The sequence below is a fragment of the Companilactobacillus farciminis KCTC 3681 = DSM 20184 genome (genome assembly GCF_002706745.1).
GTDB lineage: Bacteria > Bacillota > Bacilli > Lactobacillales > Lactobacillaceae > Companilactobacillus > Companilactobacillus farciminis.
This window is the reverse complement of record NZ_CP017702.1, coordinates 2,224,263-2,250,224: the sequence shown is the minus strand read 5'-3', so window position 1 is coordinate 2,250,224 and position 25,962 is coordinate 2,224,263. Positions and strand designations below refer to the sequence as shown.

Here is a 25,962-nt window from a genome sequence, read left to right as displayed (position 1 = left end):
TTCAATAGAGGACATGGGATATGCATATTAAAAAATCTGTTTTTATTTACTTGTTACAATTTTTATTTATGTTGTTTTCCGTGGCATTAGTGGGTTATCTACTTCATCTTTCACAAACGGTGGATATTAAAGCTACCAACCAAGCAGTTTTTCACACTAATGTAGCGGCGTACTTATTAACGATAACGATTTTGTTCTTACTGTATTTAGCAATTTATGGTTTAATCAATCGTTTCTTTTATGCGACGGCTGTTTACTATATTTTCTTTGGCATTTATATCGTAGCTAATCGTTTAAAAGTGGCTTATCGAAAAGAGCCAATTATGCCTAGTGATTTAGCACTTTTAAGAAGTTGGAAACAGTTATTTTCTATGATCAGTTGGAAGATAGTTGTTTTAGCTATCGTAAGTTTTGTAATGGTAGTAGTTTTTTGTGTCTTTTTAGGAAAGCATTTCTCCAAAGACACCTTGCAATTTAATTTGATTACTAGAATTATTCTAGTTGTTTTGGGGGTTGCCACTATCGGGTCGTTTTATAACGTTGATAAACAGGGCTCGATGATGAATAAAATCACTGCAAAAACTGGCTATATCAACTTTGCACCTAATATTAGTTTGGTAGCCAATACAACCGGTCCACTGTTGCCGTTTTTGGGTAATATTCATACGGACATCATGGATGAGCCTAAAGGGTATAGTGAAGAAACGATGCAAAAGATTTATCGCAAGTATCAAAAGACAGCTCAACGAATCAATAAAAATCGTCCTAATGATAATTTGAATAAACAAACGTTGATTTTTGTGTTGAGTGAAAGTTTTTCTGATCCTCAACGAGTACCAAACGTTACGATCAATCAAGATCCGATTCCAAAAATTAATCAAATAAAACAAGAGAATACTTCTGGCTTAATGTTGAGTTCTGGTTATGGTGGCGGAACAGCTAATATGGAATACATGACTTTTACTGGTTTGGCTTACAACCAATTTGCTAAATCACTGCAATCTCCATATACTCAGTTAGTTGTTAATCAAAAGCATCCAGTCAATATTATCAATAGTTTTGACTATGCTGCGGCTATTCATCCATACTACGGTAATTTTTACGACCGTGATATCGTCTATCCAAAATTAGGCTTTGACGTATTCAAAAATCTTCAAACTAAAGGTAAAGATGCCTTGCAATATCATTCCAAACTCAGTTTTAGTACTTTTGTCAGTGATGAATCTTCCTATAAAGAGACTTTAAAACAAGTTAACTCTAGGAAAAAAGGGCAGTTCATCAGTTTAGTGACGATGCAAAACCATATGCCGTTCAACGTAATGTACGATAATACATATTTTACTTATAACGGTACAGCAGCCGGCATGCCTGAACAAGTTGCTAATTATACTAATGGGATTAATTATACTGACAATTCGACCAAAGAATTCTTGGACAAGCTAGATGCTATTCAAAAACCAATTACGGTTGTTTGGTACGGCGATCATTTGCCAGGAATGTACGATAAGAACTCGATGGAAGAATACAATGTCGTCCAACATGAGACTGATTATTTTATTTATAGTAATAAATATGCCTTAGAGCACAACTATGGAACTAAAAAGGTTGAACAAAATACGGCTATCACTGATCCAAATGGCTTTATTCCAATTGCATTGAAGCAAATGAAACAAAAGGTCACACCTTATTATGCTTTGTTAACTGAAGTCCAAGAAAATTTGCCAGCAACTGCTAAGAATAGTGTCGGAAATAGTGAGAGCTTGATGGTTGATCAAAATGGCAAGCAACTTTCAGCTAAGCAATTGACGAAGTCTCAACGTGAAATCCAAAAAGACTATCGTTTAGTTCAATATGACTTAACAGCTGGAAAAGGTTATCTAAAAACAAAAATTAATAAATAATATCTTTTTTAGAAATGAAAACACTTTCATTTTTTGGAACCCGTTTCATAGGAGTACACTTAACATATTCACTTACGAAAAATGGGGATGAAATTAAGTTTTGAATTTAAAGGGTTTTCTATACATATTGATACCAACATTTCTTTTCAGTTCAATGGAAATTGCATTAAAGATTGCTGGTGGACAGTTCAATCCAATCGAATTGAATTTTATTAGATTCTTGATTGGTGGACTAGCCCTCTTACCATTTACTATTCTTTACCTTAAGAAGAACAATGTAAAAATTTCTAAATCTGGCTGGGGTCGTATCGCTTTGACAGGATTTGTTATCGTGGTAGTAAGTATGACCTTGTATCAAATCTCAATTGGGATGGCTAAAGCATCGGTTATCGCTATCATGTTGAGTGCCAATCCAATCTTTGGTTTGATCATCGGCTTCGTGTTCCTCAAAGAAAAATTATCGAGAACTAACGTCTTAGCTTTAGTTTTAACGTTAGTCGGTTTATTGATTATTATTAATCCCTTCCACTTGTCAGGTGCCATGGGAATCATGTTAGGTTTATTATCATCAATTATCTTTGGTGTTTATGGCGTTATGTCACGTGTTTACGGCGGCAAAATCGGTTTGAACGGTCTATCAATGACTTGTTTAGCCTTCTTATTTGGTTCTGGTGAACTAGGTATTTTGATGGCAATCAGTCACATACCAGCCGTTGCCAGCGCTATTCCAAGTAACTTTTCACAATTTAGCAACATTCCATACTTCCAAGGAATTTCCTTGCAAACATTACCATTGATCTTGTACATTTCAGTCCTAGTCACAGGTGTGGCTTTTGGTTTGTACTTCCTATCAATGGAAAAAGTTGGTATCTTGCAAGCTTCATTAATTTTCTTAGTTAAGCCTGCATTAGCACCAGTTCTATCACTTCTGATTTTAGGCGAAGCAATGACTGCCAATACTATCTTTGGTATCGTCGTTATCTTGCTTGGTTCACTAGTTACACTTATGGGAGAAAAAATTGCTTACCGTGTTATGGCAATCTTCAGACGTAATAATCCTGAAGCTCATCAAGAAGTGGATGAATTGGAAATCGTTAAGGATAAAATTGAAAATAGTGAACTTGCTAAACGTCGCAAGGCTACTGAAGAAGCTGTTCGTGATACTCTAGAAGCTAAAAAAGAACGTCAAGAATTGCCTTCTGAAGACTAAAATATTGATTAATAAGATTATGCAAATTATGCATAATCTTATTTTTTTGTAAAAATTTGAGCTATTATGAAGGTAGCGGTTTCAAACGACCCAATATTAAGGAGGTTTTGCGAATGGATAACTTAATTAAAATTGGTAATACAGATGTAACTAGCAAAAAAATTGGTCTTGGGACTAACAAAGTTGGTGGCCACAATTTATTTGATAATTTAAAAGATGAAGATGGCTATGCAGTAGTTAAAGAGGCTATCGACAGTGGCATCACAACTTTGGATACAGCCTTCATGTATGGACTTGGTCGTTCAGAAGAGATTATTGGCGATGTGATTCAAAACTATGATCGTAGCAAATTAGTCATCGCCACTAAGGCTGCTCAAGATCCTGACAATGACTTGAAGTATAATAATAGCCCTGAATTTTTGAAAAAGTCAGTTGATTTAGCTTTGAAACGTTTGAAGACTGACTATATTGATATTTTCTATATTCATTTTCCAGATGAGAAGACACCTAAAAATGAAGCGGTAGCAGCTTTGAATGAACTCAAGCAAGCTGGAAAAATCAAAGCGATTGGTGTTTCTAACTTTTCCCTAGATCAAATCAAAGAAGCTAATCAGGATGGGTTAGTTGATATTGTGGAAGATAACTACAGTTTGGTTCATCGGGATGCCGAACAAACCTTGTTCCCATACTTGAGAAAGAATAATATCTCGTTTGTACCATATTTCCCATTGGCTTCAGGTTTGTTAACAGGTAAATACAATGCTTCTGATTATAAGAAATTTAAGCAGTTTACTAAAGATGAGTTCGACAACATTTTGAAGTCGATTGCGGTCGTACAAAAGATTGCTAATAAGTACGATGCAACAGTCGCTCAAGTAATCTTGGCTTGGTACATGAAGAACCCAGATATTTCTATCGTGATACCTGGAGCTAGAAAACCAGCCCAAGTGGATCAAAACGTGAAGTCTTTGAGTGTTGAATTGGGTAACTCTGATTATCATGTGATTGATGAAGCATTTGAATAGTTTTAAATTGAGAGGATTTTAATTATGGCAAGAAAAATAGTAATTTTTGGTGCAAATGGATTCGTAGGTGGCGAATTCGCTAAACAATTTATTGAAAATGGAGATTCAGTTACTAGTGTTTCAAGAACTGGTGAACCTTTGGGCAATGAATCTTGGTATGGCAAAGTGGATTGGAAGATTGGTAATGCCTTGGGAACTGGCTTTTGGGAAAACTATTTGAAGGACGCCGATGTAGTTGTTGATACGATTGGTGAATATCAAGAGAGTCAAAATGAGAATTTAACTTTTGAAAAGGTCAATTATCAAAGTGCCTTAAATATTGCTGATGCAGCTGAAAAGAATAAAGTTCCAGTCTTCGTTTACATTTCAGCTGACGATATTCCTGGTGCAAATAAGCGTTATATCAGTACTAAACGTGATGCTGAAGACAACTTGAATAAGCGCAGTTTTAGAACGGTTATCATGAGACCAGCTACGATGGTAACGGATGACGATAAGGTTGATTCTGATTCTAGATACCGTAGTTTACCTGTTAGCATGGTAGCTTTAGCAGCTTTGGATGCTGTGGATAATGATAAAGAAAATGTCACTTTGGACGTTGATGATATTGATAAGTTGTAGTTATTTATCATTAATAGAAATGTAAAAGACACCATAATACTCATGTGAGTTGTTATGGTGTCTTTTGTTAGTAATTGTTATTGAACTTTTTTCAACTTACCGTCTTCAATTTCCCAAATCGTATCGACTAAATCTAGCACTCGTTCATCATGGGTTACCATGACGGCAGCTTTGTTTTCTTGATGAACAGTCTGTTGAATAATGGAAACTACTTCGTGACCTCTTTTGGAGTCGAGACTGGCAGTTGGTTCATCGGCTAAAATCAAGTCTGGTTGATTGATGAAGGCCCTAGCGATTGCAACCCTTTGTTTTTCGCCACCAGATAGGACATTTGGATAGCTGTTGAGACGTGATTTTAAACCTAGTTTATCAAGAATTTCTATGGCGTCGACGGGCTTTTTGGAAGAGATTTTTTGAATGAATTGTAGTTGATCTTTTATTTTTAGATAAGGAATCAAGTCAGAATTTTGGAAGATAAAACCAATTTGATTGAGACGAATCTCAGTTTGTTTTTTCTTGGATAATTGGCTGATGTCTTGACCATTTAAGAGGATTTGTCCAGAAGTAGGCGTTAATAAGGCACCCATGATTGTCAGTAAAGTACTTTTACCAGCACCACTGGGACCGACGATGGCAGCGAACTCTCCTTGATTGACTTGAAAAGAGACATCCTTTAAAACTTCGTTGATATTTTGTCCATCGGGATAGTTTTTGATGATATTTTTTAATTCTAAAACTGGCATTAGTTATTACCTCCGATTGCAGAAATTGGATCGACTTTGACAACTTTGATTAATGATAGTAAAGCGCTGATCAAAGTGATGGCTAAAAAGAGTAGTCCAGTACCAAGCAAGGTTGTTGTGCCCAAGCTAAATGGCATTGAAGCAGGCATGTAAAGTGAAATACCGTAAGTGACTCCTGAAGCAACTATGATAGAAATAAGAGAAAGGATTCCCATTTCTGATAGGACATGCTTAACTAAATATGAAGTTTTGGTTCCAAGAGCTTTTAAAGTTCCAAAGTCGCTTAATTTTTGTAAATTGATAATATAGAAGAAGACAGCTAGGACGAATAAGGAAATGATGTAAAGAAAGCCAATCATTAAGTAGAGTGAGCCTTGTTCAGCTGAGTATCCGGGGATAGCATCGATTAAGGTTTGTTGACTAATAACTTGATAGCCGTTTTTTTTAGAAACTTTACTCTTTAAAGCAATAGTATTGAAATTAGTATTTGGTGAAAGTTTTTGAGCTTGTTTTTGGTTGAGATAAATTACGGGTGTGTGTGAATAGGCTTTGTTATCAGTAAAGCCAGCAATTTCAAAAGTTGTTTTAGTAGCAGGGTCTTTGAATTTATCGCCAAGTTTGTAGCCGGAAGACTTTAACTTATCACTGACGACGACTTGATTGTTATCAGTATTCTTTAATTTTTGACCAGAGATAGTCGTGGGATTTAAAAAGCTATTAGCGTCAATTATGAAATAGGCAATGTCAGTTTTTTTGCTAGCGTTGTTAGCTTGTTGAATGGACATTTGCGAGACGCTCAATTTGGCAGCTTTATTGTGGTATTTATCTTGAAATTTTTGCCAATCTTGCTCAGTTAATTCGGAGCGGTTCAATCTAGATTCAGAGCCTTTTTGCAAAATAAAAGTTTGAGCATTGGTTTCTTTGATAGCTGAACCAGAGTCATTTGCAAGACCACTAGCTAGACCAGTAATGAACAAAACTAAGAAAACAATTAGAAAAATGATGAGTCCTAAAGCTGAAAATTTTAATTTATCGTGTAATAATTCTTTTAATGTGAGAAACATAATATCTACCTCCTGAGTAACTCTATCTTATGGAGGAATGGCTTTAGGAACAATAAACAATGGCAGCGGTTATGTGTTTTAATACACAGAAACTATGATTTTGTGAAGGAGATTTGTATGAATGAAAATGATCGTCGGACTAGACGTACCCAAAAATTGATTCGAGATAACTTCATTGACTTGATGGAACAAAAACCGATCAACGAGATTACGATTCAAGAGATTACTGACAAGGCTGATATCAATCGACGGACATTTTATCTACATTTCACAGATATTTATGATCTGTTGAGTAAAACTGAAGATTACGTCATGAATCACTTTGCCCAGATGTTGATAAATTTTGAAGCACCAACGAATAATGAAGTTATTGGTCCAGAATTTTTCCGAACGGTTATGGCTTATATCGGTGAAAATCAAAGAATGATTGGCGTCTTGTGTCAAAATCCTGATTCGAAATTAATGCAAAAATTGATTGAATTGACGATTACTAATGGTAAAAAAGTTATTCCGTTCGTCCATCCGGAAAATAGCGATTATATTCTTAATTACTGTTGCTGGGGAATGGTTGGCGTTTTGCATACAGCTTTGCATCAAGGAAAGTTTGATATTACAAAGTTATCTGATTTAGCAGATAATTTATTGACCAGTACCTTAAAGGCTGATGGAATAGCATAAAATTAATTAGGAAAACGCTTTTGTCTATGTACGTAAACTAATAAGTTGTAAAATTAAAACTTGTTTTTAGGACAAATTTACATACATAGGGGTTTATTATGGAAGAACTAGAACCAAATAAGAAGTACATCTCCTGGCCAGTTTTGGCTTTGATGGACTTTGTTACCGTAATTGGCTTTGATGATTTAGCTTACAACTTTCAGAGTCAAGGGATGGGAGTTATCACATCCTGGGTTATCATGCTATTCTTGTACGTCATTCCTTATTCATTGATGGTGGGACAGTTGGGGTCTACCTTCAATAAGGAAGGTGGCGGTTTGACTTCTTGGATCAGAGGTACAAATGGTGAATTTTTGGGATATTTCACTGCTTGGACTTATTGGGCAGCCTCGATTCCTTACGTTGTCGATACTGCCAATTCGTTAGTCGTTGGTTTGGGCTGGACTTTTAATGGAAATGCTAGCTTGCAAAATCATATGTCTAACGGTTGGTTTGCTTTTTGGACTTTGGTAGTATTCGTGGTCTTTATTTTCACTCAATCACGCTTCAAACATTCATTGGAAGTCTTGAGTACGATCGGTGGGGTAGCGATTTTTGGATTGACGGTCTTATTCGTCTTCATGACTTTCGCCGGATTAGCTATGGGTGGACACATTGCCACTCAACCATTTACGATTCACACAATTATTCCGAAATTTAATTTGCATTACTTAACTACTTTGGGACTTTTGATCTATGCAATGAATGGAGCAGAATTGATTGCACCATTCGTTACGAAAATGCGTCATCCAAATAAAGAATTTCCTAAAGCAATGATTATGTTGGCTGCTATGACAGCTTTCTTGACTATTTTTGGATCATTCTCATTAGGTGTTTTCTTCAATGCCTATCATTTACCAAAAGACTTAAAGATGAACGGTGCCTATTATGCTTTCCAAGCCTTAGGTAATCAGTATCATCTCGGTAACACTTTGTTGTACATTTACGCTCTAGCAGAAGTATTTTATTTGGCTGCTTTGTTGGCTGTCTTGTTGGATGCCATGACGAGAATGTTGATTTCTGACACTGGTAATCGTTACATGCCACAAGTTTTGAAGAAAACTAATTCAGTTGGCTTACCAGTTAATGGATATTTGTTAACTTGTGGTTTAAGTGCCTTCATCATGTCACTAGGTATTTTCTTACCAAGTATGAACGATATTTTCAACTGGCTCTTAAACTTGAACGGAATTATTTCTCCAGGTGTAACTTGCTGGGTTTTCTTCGCTTTTATTAAGATTCGTCAAGATAGTGAAAAGTACCCATCAGATTACGTCTTTATCAAGAATGACAAAACTGCTTTGACAGTCGGTTGGTGGTGCTTGATCGTTACCGCCGTTGCGACAATTTTTGGTATCGGACCTCAAGATGTAGTTTTCGCTTCATCAACATGGTGGTATGAATTGATCATCAATTTTGTTTCTATCATCGTCTTGGTTGGGCTAGGTTTGATCTTGCCATACGTAACTCGCCGTGAAGAACGTAGTACTAATGGTTCAGCCTTCACTCGTTTACAATGGACAGGAATTTTGGCTGCAATCTTCTTAACGATTGTCGGTGATTTGTATTTAGGTGGTTCCCATCTTACTTACAATATTCACGGAATCGTAGCACTTAGTGTTGTAGGAATTTTGTTAGTCATCTTGTTTGGTTGGAAAGAACATAATTTGAAAGTTGACTAATCTTCGTTCCCAATTATTATTTATTTCGTCAAATTAAAAATCACATTTATTCAGATTTGGAGACAGATCTGAGTAGATGCTTTTTTTAGTATTATTAAAAAGTAAAGCCACCATTTAGTCCGGAATAGCGAAGAAAATTGGCTCAAATGTGAAATTTCTCTTGGCAATTTATTGCCTAGTGAAAGGTCGAGCTTGAAGACTTTGCCCGGTCTTGGTCTTAGCAAAGGCTCCAAGTCGTGCCCACATTGTTCTGCTATACTCCCTTTGTGGTTGACATATGAAATGGAATAATTTCAGATGAAAATCAGAAGGGATTTTTTTATGAAGAAGTACGAATCAGAGTTCAAGATAAAAATAATTAAAGACTATTTGAAAGTAAAGTCAGAAATAATATTTACAGAATATTGCAGATCAATCGGAGTTAATCCTATTACTGCTAGAGGTTGGCTTACCTTATTTCAAGCATACGGTGAAAAGGGATTAATCCCTCAAGTTCCCAAGAAATATAGTTATGAGACTAAGATTCAAGCTGTCAGTGCTTATCTTAATGGCGAAGGGACTCTTAAAGAAGTATCTATAAAGTTTAAACTACGTTCTTCTAAACAATTGAGATATTGGATAATACAGTATAATAATGACAAGAATCTAATCAAGGCTACGCCTGTTAGAAAGAAGGTCGTTACAATGTCGAAGAAAACCACTCTTGAAGAAAGAATTGAAGTAGTTGAATACGTAACTCTTCAAAAACATTCATACTCTGAAGCTTCGGAACATTTTCAAGTTTCCTATCAACAAGTACGCAATTGGGTATTAATCGTGAAGAAACAAGGATACTCTGCCCTCGCTGATAAGCGAGGACGCAGAGGTTACGTCAAAGAAAAGAGTTTAACAGAAGTTGATAAATTAAAACTAGAAAATAGACAATTAAAGGCTGAATTAAATAAACGTAACGCTATAGAGGCTTTTGAAAAAAAATTCGAAGAAATCCAGCGTGGGGAGTGAACAAACAGCATAGGCATGCTTACCAAGCGATAAAGGAAGTATGTCAAAGCCATCATGGATGGGAAACTATCCTATTAGAGTACATAGGTGTCAGTCGACAAGCCTATCACAAAAGCATTAATCGTAAAGAAACTGTCTGGGAAAAACAAGACAGAACTCTAAAAAAACATGTTAAGAGAATATATGAAGAACACAATGGAAGTGTTGGAGCAGGTAAAATACTTACTCATCTTATACACGAAAATAAACTAGGATTTAAATTATCATTAAAACGAGTAAGAAGAGTAATGAATGAATTGAATCTTGTTTGTAAAGTACGGAAGAAAAAGATAAATAGAAAAGAAAAAGAAGAAAAATATATTCAAGATAATATCTTAGATCAAAATTTTAAAGTTACTAAGCCAAATGAAGTTTGGCTAACAGATTCAACACAAATAGAATATGGACCAAATAAAAGATACAAAGTACGACTAAGTGGAATATTGGATCTTTATGGACGTTTTCTATTGGGATACATAATAACACCCACTGAGACGGCAGAAGCTGAAATGACCATGTTTGAAGAAGTATTTAAAAATGAAGGAGACGTGCACCCTATGGTCCATACGGACCGAGGGTCAGCTTATGTAGCTAACAGTTTTAATAAATTACTAGCACAACATAAAGTTTCTAGAAGTATGTCCAGACCAGGGACTCCTTATGATAATTCACCAATGGAACGCTGGTGGAACGATTTTAAATTACGTTGGATGGATCTTCATCCTACACCAGCTACGCTGGAAGAGTTGAAGAATCTAGTTAAAGAAGGAATAGATTACTTTAACAATCAAGATAGATCAGACAAAATAAATGGCTTTACTCCAGCGGAATACCGGAATAAAGCCATTTAAATATGTTTTATAATTTTAACTCTATTGAAATGTCAACTTGACAAGGCAGAGTGCATTCCAGCCAAATTTTCTTCGATATGGAGGACGGAAAATTACCACCAACTAAACTTTTAATGATATCTTTTTTTGAATAAATGTAGGCAAATCAGGAGAGAAAATATTTATATATCACTCCCAGATTTTTTATGGTAAAATATTTCGAGTTGCTTATTTTCCATAATGTACACCAAAAGGTCAATCTTTTTAGATTGCGGTCATGTCGGGTAAGTAAGCGCTTAAATTATTTGATATTTTTAAATCATTTTTCTCCTATTATTCAAAAAGTATTGTATATTTGAATTAACCGTTAGGTGAATAAATTAGAAAGATGATTTATTTTCACTTGAGGAAAACGCCATGACAGAATTAGATACAAAGAAGAGATACATCAGCTGGCCAGTGTTGGCCCTTATGGATTTTGTAACCGTAGTTGGATTCGACGATCTGACCTACAATTTCCAGAATCAAGGGATGGGCGTTATTACGTCCTGGATCATTATGATTCTCATGTATGTTATTCCGTATTCGTTGATGGTTGGACAATTAGGGTCCACCTTTGATGATGACGGTGGAGGATTAACTTCATGGGTAAGAGAAACTAGTGGGGAGTTTTTGGGATATTTTGCTGCTTGGACTTATTGGGCCGCATCGATTCCGTACGTTGTTGATACCGCTAATACGATTGCGGTCGCGTTAGGTTGGGTCTTCAATGGAAATGCTAACTTACAGACACAAATGTCTAATAGCAGTTTTGCCTTGTTCACTTTGTTGATCTTTGTATTCTTTATAATCATTCAATCCCGTTTTGAACATTCGTTAGAAGTATTGAGTACGATTGGTGGAATTGCCATGTTCGGGATGACAGTTCTATTCGTAGTAATGACCGTCACTGCTTTAGGTATGGGTGGTCACATTGCGACTAAACCTTTAACCGTTCACACGATCGTACCGACTTTTAATTTACATTATTTGACGACTCTAGGGTTCTTAATTTTTGCCATCAATGGGGCAGAAAGAATTGCACCGTTCGTAACGAAGATGCGTAATCCTAATCGTGATTTTCCCAAAGCGATGATCATGTTGTCGATTATGACCGGATTTTTAACTATTTTTGGCTCATTTTCATTGGGAGTATTTTTCAATGCTTACCATTTGCCAGATGATTTAAAAATCAACGGATCATATTATGCTTTCCAAGCCTTAGGTCAAAGGTTCCACATGGGAAATACTTTGATGTACGTGTTTGCTTTTACTGAAATTTTCTATTTAGCTGCTTTGTTGGCCGTCTTGTTGAATGCAATGACGAGAATGTTGATTTCTGATACGGGTAATCGTTACATGCCTAAGTTTTTACGAAAGACTAATTCCGCTGGATTGCCAATTAATGGCTATATTTTAACAGTTGGGTTGAGTGCCTTTATTATGTTCTTAGGTATTTTGTTGCCTAACATGAAAGACATCTTCAATTGGCTGTTGAATTTAAACGGAATTATTTCACCGGGTGTAACTTGTTGGATCTTCTGGTCTTTCATTAAGATTAGAATGAATGACGATAAGTATAAATCGGGTTATGTTTACATTAAAAATAAAAAACTTTCGCTAGCCGTTGGTTGGTGGTGCTTGATCTTGACTGGAGTAGCAACTGTCGCTGCTGTCGGTCCACAAGATGTGCCATTTGGATCAACGATGTGGTGGTATGAGTTAGTTATCAATTTCGTAGCCATTATTGTTTTAATTGGTCTCGGTTTTGTACTACCATACATTACGAAGAGAGAAAGACGCAGTCAGACTGGAACTGCCTTTACAAGAATCCAACGTATCGGTATCTGGGTTGCCGTTCTAGGTACCTTAGTCGGAGATTTGTATTTGGGTGATGTTAATTTCAGTCGCAATATTGGTTATATCATTTTACTGACCGCTGCCGGTTTAACTCTAATAGTTGCCATGGGTTGGCGTGAGCATGATTTGAAGGAAAGTCTTGAATAGTATTCAAGACTTTTTTTGATACAATAAGATAAGAATTAGAATAAATTTACACCTAGTTTTAAAAACTAGATTGAATAGTTAAGATAACTATGATAAATTATAAAAGTAATTACAAAAGGAGCGCTTTCTTATGGATGAATTACAAGATTGGTTAGACAAGGTGGAGGCTTATCATCTACCAAGATTTGAGGACTTACCAGAGTTGGATCTGTATCGTGATCAACTTCTGACACTCGTTGATAAATATATTGAGCCAATTTGGTTGGAGGATAGTCCAGTTGTCACCACATCGATGGTCAATAACTACGTCAAGAACGGGTTGTTACCTCATCCAGAGAAGAAACGATATACTCGTGAACATTTAGCATATTTGATTGCCATAACTTTTTTGAAACAAGTAGTTTCAATTAATGATATTGAAGAAGGCTTGAAGGTAATGACCGGTTTAAATGGCGGCATTGCCAACGCTTATGATTTCTTTTGTGACAAACAAGAAATAGCTTTGCGCATGTTGAATCATCGTGAAGAGAATCAGGTTTTATCTGAAAAGGATCAATCTTCAGCTTATTTGATGGTCGAAATGGTGACAATGGCTTTTGCTACGAGACTAATTACGAAGAAAATATTAATGATTGAAAATAATTCAGATGAAAAGAGTTAATTAAGATGGAAAAGATTGCTGTATTGGTAGATTCTTGTTGTGATTTGCCTAAAGAATATCTCAAAAAAACTGGTATTTATGAATTGCCAATGCAAATTGCTTACCATGACAAAACTTATTTAGATCGAGTCGATATTTCGGCTGAAGAAGTTTACCAAAACTTACCCGTGGAAATTCCTAAGACTTCGTTGCCATCGGGAGAATCAATTCAAAAGACTTTGGATCAGATTGCTGAAGATGGCTATACACACATTATTTCTATTTCCGTTTCTTCAGGTTTGAGCGGAACGTTTAATTTTTTGAAAGTCTTCTTAGATGACGATGACCGCTTTGTTTCGAAGTACTTTGATACAAAACAAGTCGCCATTGCTTCTGGTTTGATTGCTATTGGTGCTAAGAACTTGATTGATGAAGGCAAGAGTTTTGATGAAGTAGCTGCTGCAGTTGAAAAGATGTGTCAAAATGCAATGGTCTACTTCTGTATTCCAACTTTGACTTATTTACGTGCCGGTGGTCGAATTAGTGCGGTCGCTTCTGCAGTTGGTGGAATGTTGAAATTAGCACCGATCGTCACTTGTACACCTGAAGGTACTTATACGATTGCTGCCAAAGCTCGTGGTATGAAAAAAGGTCAAAAGATGATGTTGGGTTACGCTCAAGATTTCATCAATGATGGTGATAAATATTTAATTGGTATTGGTCATGGAGCCGATGAAGCTGGTGGGCAACACATGTTGGATATTTTGCATGACAATGGAATTCAAGGCCAACAAGAATTTACTGAACAAGTTGGACCTGCTTTAGGAGTTCACACTGGACCTGGTTTGATAGGGGTCGCAGTAGTTAAAATATAATAAAAAGTAGTTATTCATTCCGTAATTTTACTGGTTTGAATAGCTACTTTTTTATTTTTTTGCGAATAAACAGTGTATAACACTTGGCAACTGTTAGTAACTGTTATATACTGTTTATACGCAAAGGAGAAAATGAATGAAAATTATTATCAATCACTCATCTATGATTCCAATTTATGAACAAATAATTGAACAAATCAAAACTTTAATTCGAAAAGGTGAGTTAAAGGAAAATGATAATCTTCCTTCAGTTCGGTCTTTGGCAAGAGAATCTAAGGTTAGCGCTTTAACTGTCAAGAAAGCGTACGATCAATTAGATGAACTAGGATTTACTATTACGATTCATGGCAAGGGAACGTATGTTACAGCAACTAACACTGATTTATTATTTGAAGATCAGAAAAAAGAGCTGGAAGTAGATTTTGAAAAGGCCATTCAAAAAGGCAGAAGTTTTGGAATTAGTGATGGCGATTTAAAAAAGATGTTCGAGTTAATTTTGGAGGATTAATCATGTTAGAAGTAAAAAATATTAAAAAGGAATATCCCAAATTTTCACTTGATTGTTCTTTAAAAGTAAAAGAGGGACAGGTTACCGGCTTGATTGGTCAGAATGGTTCTGGTAAAAGTACAACTTTTAAAGCAATTTTGGGATTAATTAAGATTGATAGTGGTTCGATTTCATTGTTTGATAAGCCAATCTCACAAGTTAGTGTTGCAGATAAGGAAGATATTGGCGTGGTTTTAGCTGATTCTGGTTTCAGTGGATATTTAACTCTCAAAGATATCATGCCAGTTTTAAGTAATTTGTATAAAAAATTTGATAGAGATTTTTTTATTAAACAAGTTGATGACTTTGGGTTACCTTGGAATAAGAAAATTAAAGAATTATCAACGGGGATGAAAGTAAAAATCAAGATTCTCGTTGCAATGTCTCATAAGGCTAAATTATTGATTCTAGATGAACCAACAGCTGGGTTAGACGTGGTTGCTAGAGATGAATTGCTAGATATTTTGAGAATGTTTTTAGAGAATGATGAGAATAATTCCATTTTAATCAGTTCGCATATTTCCAGCGATTTGGAATCGTTGTGTGATGACTTATATATGATTGATCAAGGGAAAATTATTTTGCATGAAGACACAGATGTTTTGTTGAGTGATTATGGAATGTTAAAAGTGAATGAAGAACAATTTGTTGAATTAGATAAAAATTATTTGCTTAAAGTTAAAAAGGAAAACTTTGGTTATAGTTGTTTGACTAATCAAAAGCAGTTTTACTTAGAGAATTTTCCTAGCTTAATAGTAGAAAATGGCAGTATTGACGAAGTAATTACAATGATGAGTCGAGGTGAAAAGTAGTGAAGGGACTTTTTGTTAAAGATTTTGAACTGATGAAGGAACAAAAAAACATCTATTTATTGATAATTGCAATAGCCTTAGTTATGACGGTCATGTCAAAAGAAAACTATTTTGCCATTGGATTTTTGGGCATGATTGGATCGTTATTTACTATAAGTTCAATCAGTTATGACGAATTTGATAATGGTAACGCATTTTTATTCACGCTGCCAATCACTAGGAAAGGTTATGTTTATGAAAAGTATTTGTTTGGTTTGACGATTGGAATTTGTTTCTTAGTTTTGGGAACAGTAATTAGTATACTAGCTTCAGTAATTAATAATTCTGAAGTAACTGAAATTTTTAGACAAGTCATGCCACTACTATCAGCGGTGATTATTGCTTTAGCCTTAATGTTGCCAGCTCAATTAAAATTCGGTGGTGAAAAAGGAAGAATCGTCCTTATTAGTATAATTGGAGTTATATTTTTATTAGGGAAATTGATTAAAGATAATCTCCAAGCATTGAATTTAAATGGAATTTTACAGAAATTGTCAAAAATGAATGATGTAACCTTGTTTTGGCTCTTTTTATTGGTGTCATTGATAGCCTTGGTGATTTCAATGTTTGGCAGCATCTTAATTATGAAAAAAAAGGAATTCTAAATTATTTTAATATTAATAATTTAAAGTCAAAAAAGACGTCCATTAGATATAGTGTGATAACTATTATCTAAGTGGACGTTTTTTAGTTGGAATTATTTTCTTTGATAGATTCATAGCCGGCACTGGTAAATTGATTGAGTAATTGTAATTCGCGATACCAGGCGTCGTCCTTAACGAAATGATGACGTTTATTGATAGCAAATGAACCATGAATTGAATAAATGAAGAGCAATTCCGCCTCTGATTCATTGAGACCGGTTCTTTTCTGGATAGCTGGAACAATTCGGTCCTTTTCATGAGCAACGATACGACCAATAATATAGTCATTTAAATTTGGGTCCATCAACAATTGACGATATTTTGACGAGTCAGCGATTCGTTGGCAAGCTGGTAAAAGCGATTCGTTTTCCTTCAATAAATCCAAACTGATTGTGGGGTCAATGGTCGCAGTAGCTTGAGTGTCATTAGTAAAAAGCATAGCATCGTCCAAAACAGCATTTAGAACAGCGGATAAATTATCAAAATGTGAGTAAAAAGTCGAACGAGTCATATCAGCGTGACGGCACAATTTAGCAACGTTGATTTGTGAATAAGGTTCCTGATTGATCAATTCTAAGAAAGAATCCTTGATGGTATTGACTGTATAAATTGTTCGCCGGTCTAATTTGTTTTTCTTAGTCATATAAACTCCTTTACACTTTTTGAAATCTGTTTTAAAACTAAGCAATTTTTCAAAAGTGTTCTTAATTTCAAAAAATATATTTCGTACACTGTGTACATAATTGTACTACATGAAGGATATAAAGGAGAATAAATGAACACACAAATAAGTGAAGCTAAGCGATTAATTGACCAAAGCGATGCGCTTCTAATCAGTGCTAGTAACGGTTTGTCGATTGCTGAAGGATATAACATTTTTGCTGATGATGATAATTTCGAAAAGTATTTTGATCATTTCAAAATTCTATATGGAATTAACAGCTTGATTCAAGGTGTCTTTATGCAAATTCCAACGCCAGACCATCAAGAATTCATGCGCAAAGTGCATCAGTATTTGATTGATGATTATCAAAAGACTGAAATCTTCGCAATGTTGAAGCAAATTATTAATCAAAAAGATTATTTTGTCGTCACATCTAACGCTGACACGCATTTCCAATTGAATGGATTTGATCCCGAAAAAATCTTTGAAATAGAGGGAAACTTTGACCAACTAGAAATGCAATCACCACAGTGGCAAAAACAAAAAGAACGTTTTGATCAATTTATCAACGAATATGCTGACAAAAAAGTCGTTCAACTTGAATTAGGAATCGGTTCACGAAATAAGTTGATCAAGCAACCTTTGATGAAGGCTGTTAGTCAATTGCCTTCGTGGAATTATGTGACGCTCAATATGGCAAATGAGATCATGATTGCACCAGAAATAAAATCAAGGTCTATCGCTTTACCAGGAGACATCGAAACTACTTTTAAGGATTTATTGAAGGAGAATTAACATGAATCAATCATTTTATGAACAATTAGTAATGAAGACCCAAGTAAACTATCAACAATTTTTCAACGTCTATGCTAGTGGCAAGACACCAGTAAAGTTGTCTGAAAAGCCAATGTTGCCATATGAAGAACAAGTACAGATCCTAGCAGATAAAATTAAAGAGGCTGACCATATTATCGTCGGTGGAGCTTCAGGTTTGTCAGCTGCCGGTGGTGGTGATTTTTACTACGAAGACAATGCTTCATTTAGAAAATATTTTGGAAAGTTTGCTGAGAAATACGGCATCAAAGGAGCTTTTTCAGGGATGCAATATCCTTGGCCTAGCCGTGAAGAATACTGGGGTTATTTAGCTACTTTCTTGCACACAACTCAACACGCTGAAGTTAGAAAGCCATTCCGGGATCTTCAAGAAATTTTGAAGGATAAGGATTATTTCATCTTAACAACTAACCAAGATACTCAAGCTATCAAGGCCTTTCCGGAAGAAAAAGTTGCCCAAATCCAAGGAGATCATCGCTATTTCCAATGTTCACAACAATGTAGTGATGAAGTTTGGGATGCAGTCAAACCTGTTGAAGAAATGATTCAAGCAATGGGAGATGACACTAAGGTCCCAACTGAATTGATTCCTCGTTGTCCTAACTGTGGTGCTGAAGCCTTTCCTTGGGTGCGTGGTTACGGTAATTTCTTAGAGGGAACTAGATATCACCAAGAATACCAAAAGATATCTGACGATGTTTTGAATCATTTACACGATGACCATCTTTTGTTGATCGAACTAGGTGTAGGTCGCATGACACCAATGTTTATTCAAGAACCTTTCTGGGGCTTAACAGGTAGTCTTGATGGTGCCTATGACGTTATGATCAATCGTGATTATCAATTCTTGCCAGAAGAAATTGAGGACAAAGCTCAAGCTATCAAGGGTGATATTTCTCAAGTATTGGACGATGTCAAAGCTGCAATGTAATTTTGGAACTCTAAAACTTTTTTGATATGATTAAAGGAAATTAGTTTTAGGGGGATTAATAATGGAACGAGTGGAGAAACTACCGTCGTCGATCAAAACGATTTGGCGAATTAAGGCTTTAATTACTTTGGGGATTTGGCTAATAATTGCTGTGGCACTATTTGTAGGAAAGAATTGGGCCAGTGGATTTTTTGAGCAATTTCTATTTTGGGCTAGTTTGGCAGCACTGATCATAGGTATCTTGAATTTTGCCTTTGATATGGGATTAGTTAATTACCATTGGAATTATTGGACTTACTTTATTGATGGACGACAAGTTGAGTTGCATCACGGTTTCTTCTTTCGTAAACAAATTGTTATTCCAATTGCTCGGGTGCAAAATGTTACCTTGAAACAGGGACCGATTTTACGTCTCAAAAAATTACAAAAAGTTGTCGTTGAAACAGCAGCTGGAGCGGAGGAAATCGCTGGATTAGATGAAAGAACAGCTGATGAGCTAAAAGAATTGATTATGAAATTAGCGCAGGAGGCCAGAAATGACATCTAAACCGAGACGAATGCATCCGGCGGCGTTGATTTTTTTGACGTACACTTCAATTCGAAGCGTGATTGTTCCTTTAATAATTTTGGCGATTGGGATGAATAACGGTAACGCTCAATTTCAAAAAATTATTATGGTAATCGTTGCTGTACTAATCATTTGGTCAGTTGCCGATATTTTTGTCGATTATTTTATGTACACTTATCAACTGCTTGAGAGTGAAATCGTCATTAGAAGTGGTTTATTCGTCAAAAAGGTCAACCACGTGCCGTACAAGAGAATTCAAAATATTACAACTAACCAGTGGTTCTTTTTAAAACCATTCAAATTAGTAGAGTTAGAGATTGAAACAGCCGGTCATTCAGAGACTTCAGAAGTGTCTTTAAAGGCTGTACCTAGTAGTCTCAAAGATGAAATCAATCAGCTGAGAAACGGTGTTCAAGTTGCTGAAGACATTAAACCAGTCGCTCAAAATACTTATCAAATTTCTTGGTCTGACTTATTGTCATTTTCTTTAACATCACCGGCTTTTCTTAGTGGACTGTTAGTAGTTTTGGCTGCTTATGGTAAAATTTCTGATTTGATCAGTGACCAATTTTATGCAGATATGGCAACTAAGGCAGCAGGATTAGGTGTTTTAGTAATTGTCTTTTTGGTTATTTTGGTAGTAGTGATTTTTTATGTTGGTTCAGCGTTGATTTTGATTGCCAAGTATTATCACTTTCGGCTGACAGAAAACGATGGGCAATTTGTAATTGAGCGTGGCTTGTTCCAAACTAAGAAGACGACGATTGCGACTGAACGGATTCAAGCTATTGTTATTAAGCAACCGATAATGCGAAGTTTTTTGAAAATTGCGACGATTCAATTAGTGATAGTATCAAATTCTAATCAAGGCGATACAGAAAAAGATATCATCGTAATGCCAGTAATTAAGACGGATAAAATACCACAATTTATGGCACAATTTTTTAAGAGTGTTCCGTTTGCTATTCCAGAATTTCAACCACAGAAATTTACGTATTTTTACAATTTCAGAAATTACAGCTTGTGGTTTTTGCCAGTACTAGCTATTTTGATTGCAACTTTGCACAACCACCTTTTAATTGCGGCAATTTTAGCTGTAGTAATTTTGATCTTGTGGAATGTCCCAGCTTATCTTGAGTCCAAACGTTCTAAGGTAACAGTTTTAAATCGAGATTATATTTTCTTGCAGAATAGCTCTTTATTGACTAAGCAGACGATGTTTATTCCTAAAATGACGATTCAGTTTTTGAAAAGACGTAATAGTTTCTGGCTAGAGAAAAAGCAAATTGCTGGTTTAACAGTTAATGTACGCTCGGGAATTACCGAACGTAGTTTTAGTGTAGATTATCAAAAACAAACCGATATTGATTCTGTTATGAAATGGTATAAAGAATAATTGTAATTAATTTAGATGATTGCTAAAAACTCCTCAAAATTTTAATTAATTTTGAGGAGTTTTTATTATGCATTATTCGGATCTAAGTGCTGTAGCGGCATCTTTTTTAGCTGCCATCTTAGCAGGAATGTGACCACCTAGAACAGTTAAAATCGTACTGATAATAACCAAGACGATTGCGTGAACTGGGTTTAGCTGTGAGACATTCTTCAGATCAGTCATGTTTTGCAAGATGATATTGATTGGGAAAGTTGCCAACCAGGCGATAATAACACCGAGTAATCCAGAAGAAACACCTAAAATAGTAGTTTCAGCATCGAATACACGGGTGATATCTTTCTTTCTAGCACCTAAGGCTTTTAAAATACCGATTTCTTTAGTTCTTTCAAGTACAGATGTGTAAGTGATAATAGCAATCATGATCATACTTGTTACTAGAGAAATACCGGCGAAGGCTACCAAGACGTAAGTAATGGCATCCATCAAACCACCAGTTAAATTAGAAACTTGACCAGCTAAGTCAGTGTAGATAACTTTGTTAGATTCCTTCTTGCCTTTGTTGTATTTGTCCAAGTAACTTAGAACCTTGTCTTTGTCCTTGAAAGTATTAGGATAAATCAAAATACTTGCGGGAGTAGTTGAGCCACCTAAGTAGCTGACTAAACTAGTCTTAGTAGTATCGTCAACGTTACTACCAGTTAAGACATTGCTGTCACTAGCTTTTTGAGCTTTGACGATGTCAGAATTCTTGTTAGTTTGGATGATATCTTGAGTTAATTTATCACTGTAAGCAATTCCTGATGAAAGAATGTTTTCAGATGACTTAGATTTAACTTTCAAAATACCAGCAATTTTAATAGTCTTGTTGTTAGCGTTGTTGTAAACGTCGTTTAAATTAGAATTTGGTGTGTAAAGATTGTCGCTAACTTTGTTGTAGTAATCGTTATTGGCAACTACCTTTATTTCTTTACCAACTAATTTGTTGAAGTCGAGTTTTTGGTTGTCTTTAACATTCATACCGAGATTCTTTAGAGCATTGATATTAACGGAATTGTCACGGTCGACTAGTAAGATAACGTCATTTTCGTTCTTAGGAAGAGAACCGGCGATAACTTTGTAATGTTTCTTCAAGAAATTGTTGCCATTAGAAGATGGGTAAACGGAAGTTCCAATACCAGTTGATGAAGCCATAGCAGCTGACATGCCACTCATTGAATTGGAACTATTTGAGTTTGAGAACTGAGCAGTTTTGACCTTGCCATCATTCTTAGTTAAAAGATTCATACCAGTTGAATAAGTGTAAGTAACGTTCTTACTCAATTCTGGATCTAAGTTCTTAATGTAGTTTAAATAGTTCTTATTAAGTTTATTAGTGTGAGTAGATTTCTCTTGTTGGCTCAATTTAGCAGTAACTTTTTTGGAATTGGAGTTTTTAACTTTATCCGTTGGAGCAGTTTGCTTAGAAGCAGTTTGAGAAATCGTAACTGGAAATTGTGCCAAAGTGTTACCTTGAGTTTTGTCGATTTGTTTTTGGAAACCAGATGACAAGGCTAGGACGATAGCGATACTGATGATACCAATACTTGAAGCAAAAGCAGTCAGAGCAGTTCTGGCTTTTTTAGTTTTCAAGTTAGTGAATGACAATTTCAAAGCAGTCCAGAAAGTCATCTTAGTTTTCTTGAGTTCGAAGTTGTCTTGAGAAACATCTTCAACGAAAGGATTAGAATCGTCAAGAATCTTACCATCGGCAAAGTTGATAATACGGTCAGCGTATTCTTTAGCTAAAGTAGGGTTGTGAGTAACCATGATAACTAATCGTTCAGCTGACAATTCTTTGATCAACTGCATGATTTCTTCACTAGTTTCAGTATCTAAGGCACCAGTGGGTTCATCACAGAGTAAAATCTCAGGGTCATTGGCAATCGCACGGGCAATCGCTACACGTTGTAATTGACCACCGGATAGTTGATTAGGTTTCTTGTTGATGTGTGGACCTAGACCGACTCTTTCTAGTGCTTCACGAGCTTTCTTTTTCTTCTCATCGTTACCAATACCACTGAGGGTCATTCCCATTTCAACATTATCAAGGATACTCAAGTGTCCAATGATATTGTAGCTTTGGAAAATAAACCCAACAGAATTATTACGATAAGCGTCCCAATCAGCTTCAGAAAAGTCCTTAGTTGATTTACCGTTGATAACTAGATCCCCTGAATCATAGATATCCAAACCACCGATACCGTTAAGCATGGTCGTTTTACCAGAACCACTAGGTCCTAAAATTGCCACGAATTCTTGCTTACGAAAAGCAACTGAAACGTCATCTAAGGCCTTGGTAACGGAATCGCCAACATGGTAGTACTTTTTAATATGTTTTAATTCCAGCATTAATTATTCTCTCTAACTTTAAGATTTTAATTGATTATAACAATTAATTTGGTAATATGTCATTATTGTTGCAACACCATGTTTCATATAATAAAAAATATGTTTAATGAATTCAATCATCAATCTGAGACAAACTGTTGCATGAATGGGAGATAACTATGGTCGGAATCAAGAATAATAAGCAAGCACAGCATACGAAAAAAGTTTTACAAGAAAACGTTTTGCAATTACTACAGAAAAAAAGCCTCAGCTCCATTACGGTTACTGAGGTTTGTCAAAGAGCTCACGTCAATCGAACGACCTTTTATCGTTATTTTGAGGATGTTTACATGTGTGTCGATAAAATAGAGAGTGATTTTTTGGAAAGTTTGGATATGCCCAAAGATATCTCACCAGCTAAAGCCCTCCAAAAACTATTAGAAGGGTTCTATACTAATCCCCAAATTAGTAATTTAGTTTTCATCGAAGGTGAGACCAAACTTTTAGATAAAATGCACCATGCGATGGAACAAGGAAGTAAACGAGTTGAACCAATGAATGGATATCAAGAAACCTACATTATGTTAGGCATGCAGGGAATCATGAAGCGCTGGGTCAAAGAAGGGATGCCCGAAACCCCAGAGGAATTGACCAAAATTATTATCCGAGTGGCTTTTGCGGATGATTTGCAGAGTTTACGTGCTAGCTTTTTTTGATAGTTGAATTTAATAATTTGAGGTCGTTATTTTTATTGGCGAGTTCTTTTCGAATGATCAATTCGTGACCGTATTGTTTGGGATGTTTTGCAACTTCAACTAATTCCAGTTCTAATTGAGCTAATTCAACTTTAATAGTCTGTTTTCGCAGAGTCATCAATGGTTGTAAGATATCTTGATCATCTTTACCTAAAAAATGCAATCTTAAAACAAAGTCGTCGTTATTCAGCTGAGTAACTTCGGGTGTTAGTGGAATTTTTAACCAATCATTGAATAACTTGAAACCTTGAGAAGAAATTCGATAGGTTTTTTTTCTGGAATTTTTTGTTTCGTCAGGGACTAATTCAATCAACTCTTTTTTGAGTAAACGACTTAATTCAGGATAAATTTGGCTAAAAGGGGCGCTCCAAAATTCAGCCTTTTCTTTGTCGAAGGTTTGTTTGATGTCATAACCAGTCATTTCTTGTCGGGTTAGTAATCCTAAAATCATAAATTGTAAAGTGTTTGTACGAGCCATTTTATTGTCCTTTACTTTTTTTAACTGTGTATTAAACTATATATATTAATATATAGTATTGAGGATAATTATGGAACAAATTAAGAATAAAAACTTAACGATGATCCTGATAGGAATTGGGATCGTTATTTTTATGTCTACTTTAGATAGTAGCATCGTTACCGTGGCGCTACCAGTTTTGAGTAAGGCGTTGCATACTAATATGAGCTTGATCAACTGGGTCGTGACGATGTATTTGATCGTGATGAGTAGTACCTTGATGATTTTTGGGAAACTTGGCGACAAGTATGGCAAAATCAAATTCTTCAAGTGGGGAACTTTGTTATTCGTCGTTAGTTCGGCTTTGTGTGCTCTGTCAGTCAGTTGGCTAACTTTGATAATTTCACGGAGTTTGCAAGCAATCGGTGCCGCAATGACGATGGCAACTTCAAATGGAATCATCGTTGAAGTTTTTCCAGATAGTCGTCGTGGACAAGCCTTAGGTTGGATGGGGTCGTTCGTTTCCTTAGGTGGAATCATCGGACCTAGCATCGGCGGGATCTTACTGAATTTCTTCCCTTGGCACATCATCTTTTGGTTAAACGTACCAATCGGTATTATTGCAACTTTTCTATTATTTAAGTATTTACCTAGTAATTTAGATCAAAAATATGCAAGTCAAGGCTTTGATTTAACTGGTTCAGTTTTGTTAGTGATTGGTTTTACTAGTATGTTCGTTGGAATCTTACTAAGCCAGCAATTAGGTTGGGCCGACTGGCGAATTCTTACTATGACGATTGTTGGATTGATTTTGTTAATTATTTTGTATCGTTATGAAGCCAAGCAAAATGAACCAATTTTACCGGTTAATTTATTCAAAAATAAATGGTTCACGATGCAATTATTAGCTTGTTTCATGGTCTTTATCATCGATTTCTTTTTTGATGTTATCGCACCATTTTATTTACAAAATGCACGGGGATTCAGTCCATTATTCAGTGGGTTCTTCTTGTTGATTTTCCCGGTTGTACAGTTGTTTGTAGCACCAATTTCGGGAAATTTAGCCGATAAGCATGACCCTTTCAAAATCACTTTAATTGGATTAGCAATTATCAGTTTTGGTCAAATTTTCTATGTTATCAGTGGTTTGAACAATACTATTTTGATCTTTGCTGTCGGCGCTGCTTTGGCAGGTTTAGGAAATGGTTTATTCCATTCACCTAACAACGTGTTAGTTATGAGCAACGTTTCGCAAAAAGATTACGGTTCTGCGGGTAGTGTTTATAGTTTAGCGAGAACAGTCGGAATGGTAGTTGGATCAGCAATGTCAACGACATTATTGTTTGGTTCGATGTCAATTTTAGATGGCAGTCGAGTTAAGTCGTACATACCAAGCAAACCACAGTTATTTATTGACGGGATGCACATTACTTTTGGGTTGTCCTGTGCTATCAGTGTTATTTTGTTGATAGGGATTTTTGTTTGGCATCGTCGCAGTAGTAAATGATTTTTGCTAAATATTCCGGACTGGTTTAGTGGTTCTATTTTTATTT

At 35.6% G+C, this 25,962-nt stretch carries 25 protein-coding genes; 20 read left to right on the top strand and 5 right to left on the bottom strand.

Translation table 11 applies throughout. From position 1 onward, the window contains the following. Nucleotides 1-20 precede the first annotated feature (20 nt). The 4 genes from LF20184_RS11170 to LF20184_RS11155 all read left to right on the top strand — a co-directional run bounded on the left by LF20184_RS11170 (nucleotide 21) and on the right by LF20184_RS11155 (nucleotide 4,757). Nucleotides 21-1,901: an LTA synthase family protein gene (locus LF20184_RS11170; protein WP_010018340.1), complete on the top strand. Its 1,881-nt coding sequence runs from the start codon at nucleotides 21-23 to the stop codon at nucleotides 1,899-1,901. 100 nt (nucleotides 1,902-2,001) lie between these two features. Further along, on the top strand, nucleotides 2,002-3,111 hold the full coding sequence (locus LF20184_RS11165; RefSeq protein ID WP_010018342.1) for a DMT family transporter: 1,110 nt from the start codon (nucleotides 2,002-2,004) through the stop codon (nucleotides 3,109-3,111). A gap of 113 nt (nucleotides 3,112-3,224) precedes the next feature. Further along, nucleotides 3,225-4,136, top strand: coding sequence for an aldo/keto reductase (locus tag LF20184_RS11160; protein WP_010018344.1), 912 nt, complete (start codon nucleotides 3,225-3,227; stop codon nucleotides 4,134-4,136). Nucleotides 4,137-4,160: 24 nt separating this feature from the next. Then, nucleotides 4,161-4,757 carry an NAD-dependent epimerase/dehydratase family protein gene (locus LF20184_RS11155; RefSeq protein ID WP_010018345.1) on the top strand — a complete coding sequence of 199 codons (597 nt, stop codon included), beginning with the start codon at nucleotides 4,161-4,163 and terminating at the stop codon, nucleotides 4,755-4,757. Nucleotides 4,758-4,834: 77 nt separating this feature from the next. On the opposite strand, the gene LF20184_RS11150 is transcribed toward LF20184_RS11155, so the two are convergent. Both LF20184_RS11150 and LF20184_RS11145 read right to left on the bottom strand, forming a co-directional pair. Further along, nucleotides 4,835-5,500 carry an ABC transporter ATP-binding protein gene (locus tag LF20184_RS11150; RefSeq protein ID WP_010018347.1) on the bottom strand — a complete coding sequence of 222 codons (666 nt, stop codon included), beginning with the start codon at nucleotides 5,498-5,500 and terminating at the stop codon, nucleotides 4,835-4,837. Continuing rightward, entirely contained in the window at nucleotides 5,500-6,564 is a 1,065-nt protein-coding gene (locus LF20184_RS11145) for an ABC transporter permease (RefSeq protein ID WP_010018348.1), read from the bottom strand. The genes LF20184_RS11150 and LF20184_RS11145 overlap by 1 nt, the downstream gene beginning before the upstream one ends. 117 nt (nucleotides 6,565-6,681) lie before the next feature. On the opposite strand from LF20184_RS11145, the gene LF20184_RS11140 reads away from it, so the two are divergent. The 10 genes from LF20184_RS11140 (at nucleotide 6,682) to LF20184_RS11095 (ending at nucleotide 16,398) form a co-directional block, all read left to right on the top strand. After that, nucleotides 6,682-7,242: a TetR/AcrR family transcriptional regulator gene (locus LF20184_RS11140; protein ID WP_010018349.1), complete on the top strand. Its 561-nt coding sequence runs from the start codon at nucleotides 6,682-6,684 to the stop codon at nucleotides 7,240-7,242. Between the two features lie 98 nt (nucleotides 7,243-7,340). Next, nucleotides 7,341-8,963, top strand: coding sequence for an APC family permease (locus LF20184_RS11135; RefSeq protein ID WP_010018351.1), 1,623 nt, complete (start codon nucleotides 7,341-7,343; stop codon nucleotides 8,961-8,963). Between the two features lie 297 nt (nucleotides 8,964-9,260). Next, nucleotides 9,261-9,965, top strand: coding sequence for a helix-turn-helix domain-containing protein (locus tag LF20184_RS11130; protein ID WP_099240395.1), 705 nt, complete (start codon nucleotides 9,261-9,263; stop codon nucleotides 9,963-9,965). After that, a complete protein-coding gene (locus LF20184_RS11125) occupies nucleotides 9,962-10,855 on the top strand; it encodes an IS3 family transposase (RefSeq protein WP_099240391.1) in 894 nt (297 codons plus the stop codon). The genes LF20184_RS11130 and LF20184_RS11125 overlap by 4 nt, the downstream gene beginning before the upstream one ends. Before the next feature lie 396 nt (nucleotides 10,856-11,251). Continuing rightward, nucleotides 11,252-12,880 (top strand): APC family permease, encoded by a 1,629-nt coding sequence (locus tag LF20184_RS11120; protein ID WP_056945188.1) that lies wholly within the window; start codon nucleotides 11,252-11,254, stop codon nucleotides 12,878-12,880. Between the two features lie 130 nt (nucleotides 12,881-13,010). Further along, nucleotides 13,011-13,541, top strand: coding sequence for a DUF1836 domain-containing protein (locus LF20184_RS11115; RefSeq protein ID WP_010018353.1), 531 nt, complete (start codon nucleotides 13,011-13,013; stop codon nucleotides 13,539-13,541). A gap of 5 nt (nucleotides 13,542-13,546) precedes the next feature. Beyond that, nucleotides 13,547-14,395 (top strand): DegV family protein, encoded by an 849-nt coding sequence (locus LF20184_RS11110; protein ID WP_010018354.1) that lies wholly within the window; start codon nucleotides 13,547-13,549, stop codon nucleotides 14,393-14,395. A 136-nt stretch (nucleotides 14,396-14,531) separates the two neighbouring features. Next, nucleotides 14,532-14,903, top strand: a complete 372-nt coding sequence (locus tag LF20184_RS11105) for a GntR family transcriptional regulator (protein WP_010018356.1) — start codon at nucleotides 14,532-14,534, stop codon at nucleotides 14,901-14,903. Nucleotides 14,904-14,905: 2 nt separating this feature from the next. Next, a complete protein-coding gene (locus LF20184_RS11100) occupies nucleotides 14,906-15,754 on the top strand; it encodes an ATP-binding cassette domain-containing protein (protein WP_010018358.1) in 849 nt (282 codons plus the stop codon). Further along, complete coding sequence (locus tag LF20184_RS11095; RefSeq protein ID WP_010018360.1) at nucleotides 15,754-16,398, top strand: ABC-2 transporter permease; 645 nt, start codon at nucleotides 15,754-15,756, stop codon at nucleotides 16,396-16,398. The genes LF20184_RS11100 and LF20184_RS11095 overlap by 1 nt, the downstream gene beginning before the upstream one ends. A gap of 82 nt (nucleotides 16,399-16,480) precedes the next feature. On the opposite strand, the gene LF20184_RS11090 is transcribed toward LF20184_RS11095, so the two are convergent. Next, a complete protein-coding gene (locus LF20184_RS11090; RefSeq protein WP_010018361.1) occupies nucleotides 16,481-17,080 on the bottom strand; it encodes a TetR/AcrR family transcriptional regulator in 600 nt (199 codons plus the stop codon). A gap of 132 nt (nucleotides 17,081-17,212) precedes the next feature. On the opposite strand from LF20184_RS11090, the gene LF20184_RS11085 reads away from it, so the two are divergent. The 4 genes from LF20184_RS11085 to LF20184_RS11070 all read left to right on the top strand — a co-directional run bounded on the left by LF20184_RS11085 (nucleotide 17,213) and on the right by LF20184_RS11070 (nucleotide 20,830). Beyond that, a complete protein-coding gene (locus LF20184_RS11085) occupies nucleotides 17,213-17,896 on the top strand; it encodes a hypothetical protein (RefSeq protein ID WP_010018362.1) in 684 nt (227 codons plus the stop codon). Nucleotide 17,897: 1 nt separating this feature from the next. Next, nucleotides 17,898-18,866, top strand: coding sequence for an SIR2 family NAD-dependent protein deacylase (locus LF20184_RS11080; protein ID WP_010018363.1), 969 nt, complete (start codon nucleotides 17,898-17,900; stop codon nucleotides 18,864-18,866). A 61-nt stretch (nucleotides 18,867-18,927) separates the two neighbouring features. After that, nucleotides 18,928-19,413 (top strand): PH domain-containing protein, encoded by a 486-nt coding sequence (locus LF20184_RS11075; RefSeq protein ID WP_010018364.1) that lies wholly within the window; start codon nucleotides 18,928-18,930, stop codon nucleotides 19,411-19,413. Continuing rightward, nucleotides 19,403-20,830 carry a PH domain-containing protein gene (locus LF20184_RS11070; protein ID WP_010018365.1) on the top strand — a complete coding sequence of 476 codons (1,428 nt, stop codon included), beginning with the start codon at nucleotides 19,403-19,405 and terminating at the stop codon, nucleotides 20,828-20,830. Before LF20184_RS11075 ends, LF20184_RS11070 begins: the two co-directional genes overlap by 11 nt. Nucleotides 20,831-20,902: 72 nt before the next feature. On the opposite strand, the gene LF20184_RS11065 is transcribed toward LF20184_RS11070, so the two are convergent. After that, nucleotides 20,903-23,218, bottom strand: coding sequence for an ABC transporter ATP-binding protein/permease (locus LF20184_RS11065; RefSeq protein WP_010018367.1), 2,316 nt, complete (start codon nucleotides 23,216-23,218; stop codon nucleotides 20,903-20,905). Between the two features lie 158 nt (nucleotides 23,219-23,376). Between LF20184_RS11065 and LF20184_RS11060 the strand changes: the two genes are divergently transcribed. After that, nucleotides 23,377-23,913, top strand: a complete 537-nt coding sequence (locus LF20184_RS11060) for a TetR/AcrR family transcriptional regulator (RefSeq protein ID WP_010018369.1) — start codon at nucleotides 23,377-23,379, stop codon at nucleotides 23,911-23,913. Here LF20184_RS11060 and LF20184_RS11055 read toward each other — a convergent pair. Continuing rightward, the gene (locus tag LF20184_RS11055) at nucleotides 23,900-24,430 is read right to left on the bottom strand and encodes a PadR family transcriptional regulator (protein ID WP_010018371.1); all 531 of its coding nucleotides are present in this window, start codon (nucleotides 24,428-24,430) and stop codon (nucleotides 23,900-23,902) included. The genes LF20184_RS11060 and LF20184_RS11055 overlap by 14 nt on opposite strands. Nucleotides 24,431-24,500: 70 nt before the next feature. On the opposite strand from LF20184_RS11055, the gene LF20184_RS11050 reads away from it, so the two are divergent. Beyond that, entirely contained in the window at nucleotides 24,501-25,916 is a 1,416-nt protein-coding gene (locus tag LF20184_RS11050) for an MFS transporter (RefSeq protein ID WP_010018373.1), read from the top strand. The last annotated feature ends 46 nt before the right edge of the window (nucleotides 25,917-25,962 follow it).

What these genes read in the sequence shown, in the direction of transcription:
- LF20184_RS11100 (WP_010018358.1), top strand. Translation starts at nt 14,906, where the DNA reads ATGTTAGAAGTAAAAAATATTAAAAAGGAATATCCCAAATTTTCACTT.
- LF20184_RS11170 (WP_010018340.1), top strand. Translation starts at nt 21, where the DNA reads ATGCATATTAAAAAATCTGTTTTTATTTACTTGTTACAATTTTTATTT.
- LF20184_RS11160 (WP_010018344.1), top strand. Translation starts at nt 3,225, where the DNA reads ATGGATAACTTAATTAAAATTGGTAATACAGATGTAACTAGCAAAAAA.
- LF20184_RS11050 (WP_010018373.1), top strand. Translation starts at nt 24,501, where the DNA reads ATGGAACAAATTAAGAATAAAAACTTAACGATGATCCTGATAGGAATT.
- LF20184_RS11130 (WP_099240395.1), top strand. Translation starts at nt 9,261, where the DNA reads ATGAAAATCAGAAGGGATTTTTTTATGAAGAAGTACGAATCAGAGTTC.
- LF20184_RS11055 (WP_010018371.1), bottom strand. Translation starts at nt 24,430, where the DNA reads ATGGCTCGTACAAACACTTTACAATTTATGATTTTAGGATTACTAACC.
- LF20184_RS11120 (WP_056945188.1), top strand. Translation starts at nt 11,252, where the DNA reads ATGACAGAATTAGATACAAAGAAGAGATACATCAGCTGGCCAGTGTTG.
- LF20184_RS11070 (WP_010018365.1), top strand. Translation starts at nt 19,403, where the DNA reads ATGACATCTAAACCGAGACGAATGCATCCGGCGGCGTTGATTTTTTTG.
- LF20184_RS11080 (WP_010018363.1), top strand. Translation starts at nt 17,898, where the DNA reads ATGAATCAATCATTTTATGAACAATTAGTAATGAAGACCCAAGTAAAC.
- LF20184_RS11115 (WP_010018353.1), top strand. Translation starts at nt 13,011, where the DNA reads ATGGATGAATTACAAGATTGGTTAGACAAGGTGGAGGCTTATCATCTA.
- LF20184_RS11090 (WP_010018361.1), bottom strand. Translation starts at nt 17,080, where the DNA reads ATGACTAAGAAAAACAAATTAGACCGGCGAACAATTTATACAGTCAAT.
- LF20184_RS11155 (WP_010018345.1), top strand. Translation starts at nt 4,161, where the DNA reads ATGGCAAGAAAAATAGTAATTTTTGGTGCAAATGGATTCGTAGGTGGC.
- LF20184_RS11065 (WP_010018367.1), bottom strand. Translation starts at nt 23,218, where the DNA reads ATGCTGGAATTAAAACATATTAAAAAGTACTACCATGTTGGCGATTCC.
- LF20184_RS11145 (WP_010018348.1), bottom strand. Translation starts at nt 6,564, where the DNA reads ATGTTTCTCACATTAAAAGAATTATTACACGATAAATTAAAATTTTCA.
- LF20184_RS11085 (WP_010018362.1), top strand. Translation starts at nt 17,213, where the DNA reads ATGAACACACAAATAAGTGAAGCTAAGCGATTAATTGACCAAAGCGAT.
- LF20184_RS11135 (WP_010018351.1), top strand. Translation starts at nt 7,341, where the DNA reads ATGGAAGAACTAGAACCAAATAAGAAGTACATCTCCTGGCCAGTTTTG.
- LF20184_RS11105 (WP_010018356.1), top strand. Translation starts at nt 14,532, where the DNA reads ATGAAAATTATTATCAATCACTCATCTATGATTCCAATTTATGAACAA.
- LF20184_RS11150 (WP_010018347.1), bottom strand. Translation starts at nt 5,500, where the DNA reads ATGCCAGTTTTAGAATTAAAAAATATCATCAAAAACTATCCCGATGGA.
- LF20184_RS11075 (WP_010018364.1), top strand. Translation starts at nt 18,928, where the DNA reads ATGGAACGAGTGGAGAAACTACCGTCGTCGATCAAAACGATTTGGCGA.
- LF20184_RS11110 (WP_010018354.1), top strand. Translation starts at nt 13,547, where the DNA reads ATGGAAAAGATTGCTGTATTGGTAGATTCTTGTTGTGATTTGCCTAAA.
- LF20184_RS11060 (WP_010018369.1), top strand. Translation starts at nt 23,377, where the DNA reads ATGGTCGGAATCAAGAATAATAAGCAAGCACAGCATACGAAAAAAGTT.
- LF20184_RS11140 (WP_010018349.1), top strand. Translation starts at nt 6,682, where the DNA reads ATGAATGAAAATGATCGTCGGACTAGACGTACCCAAAAATTGATTCGA.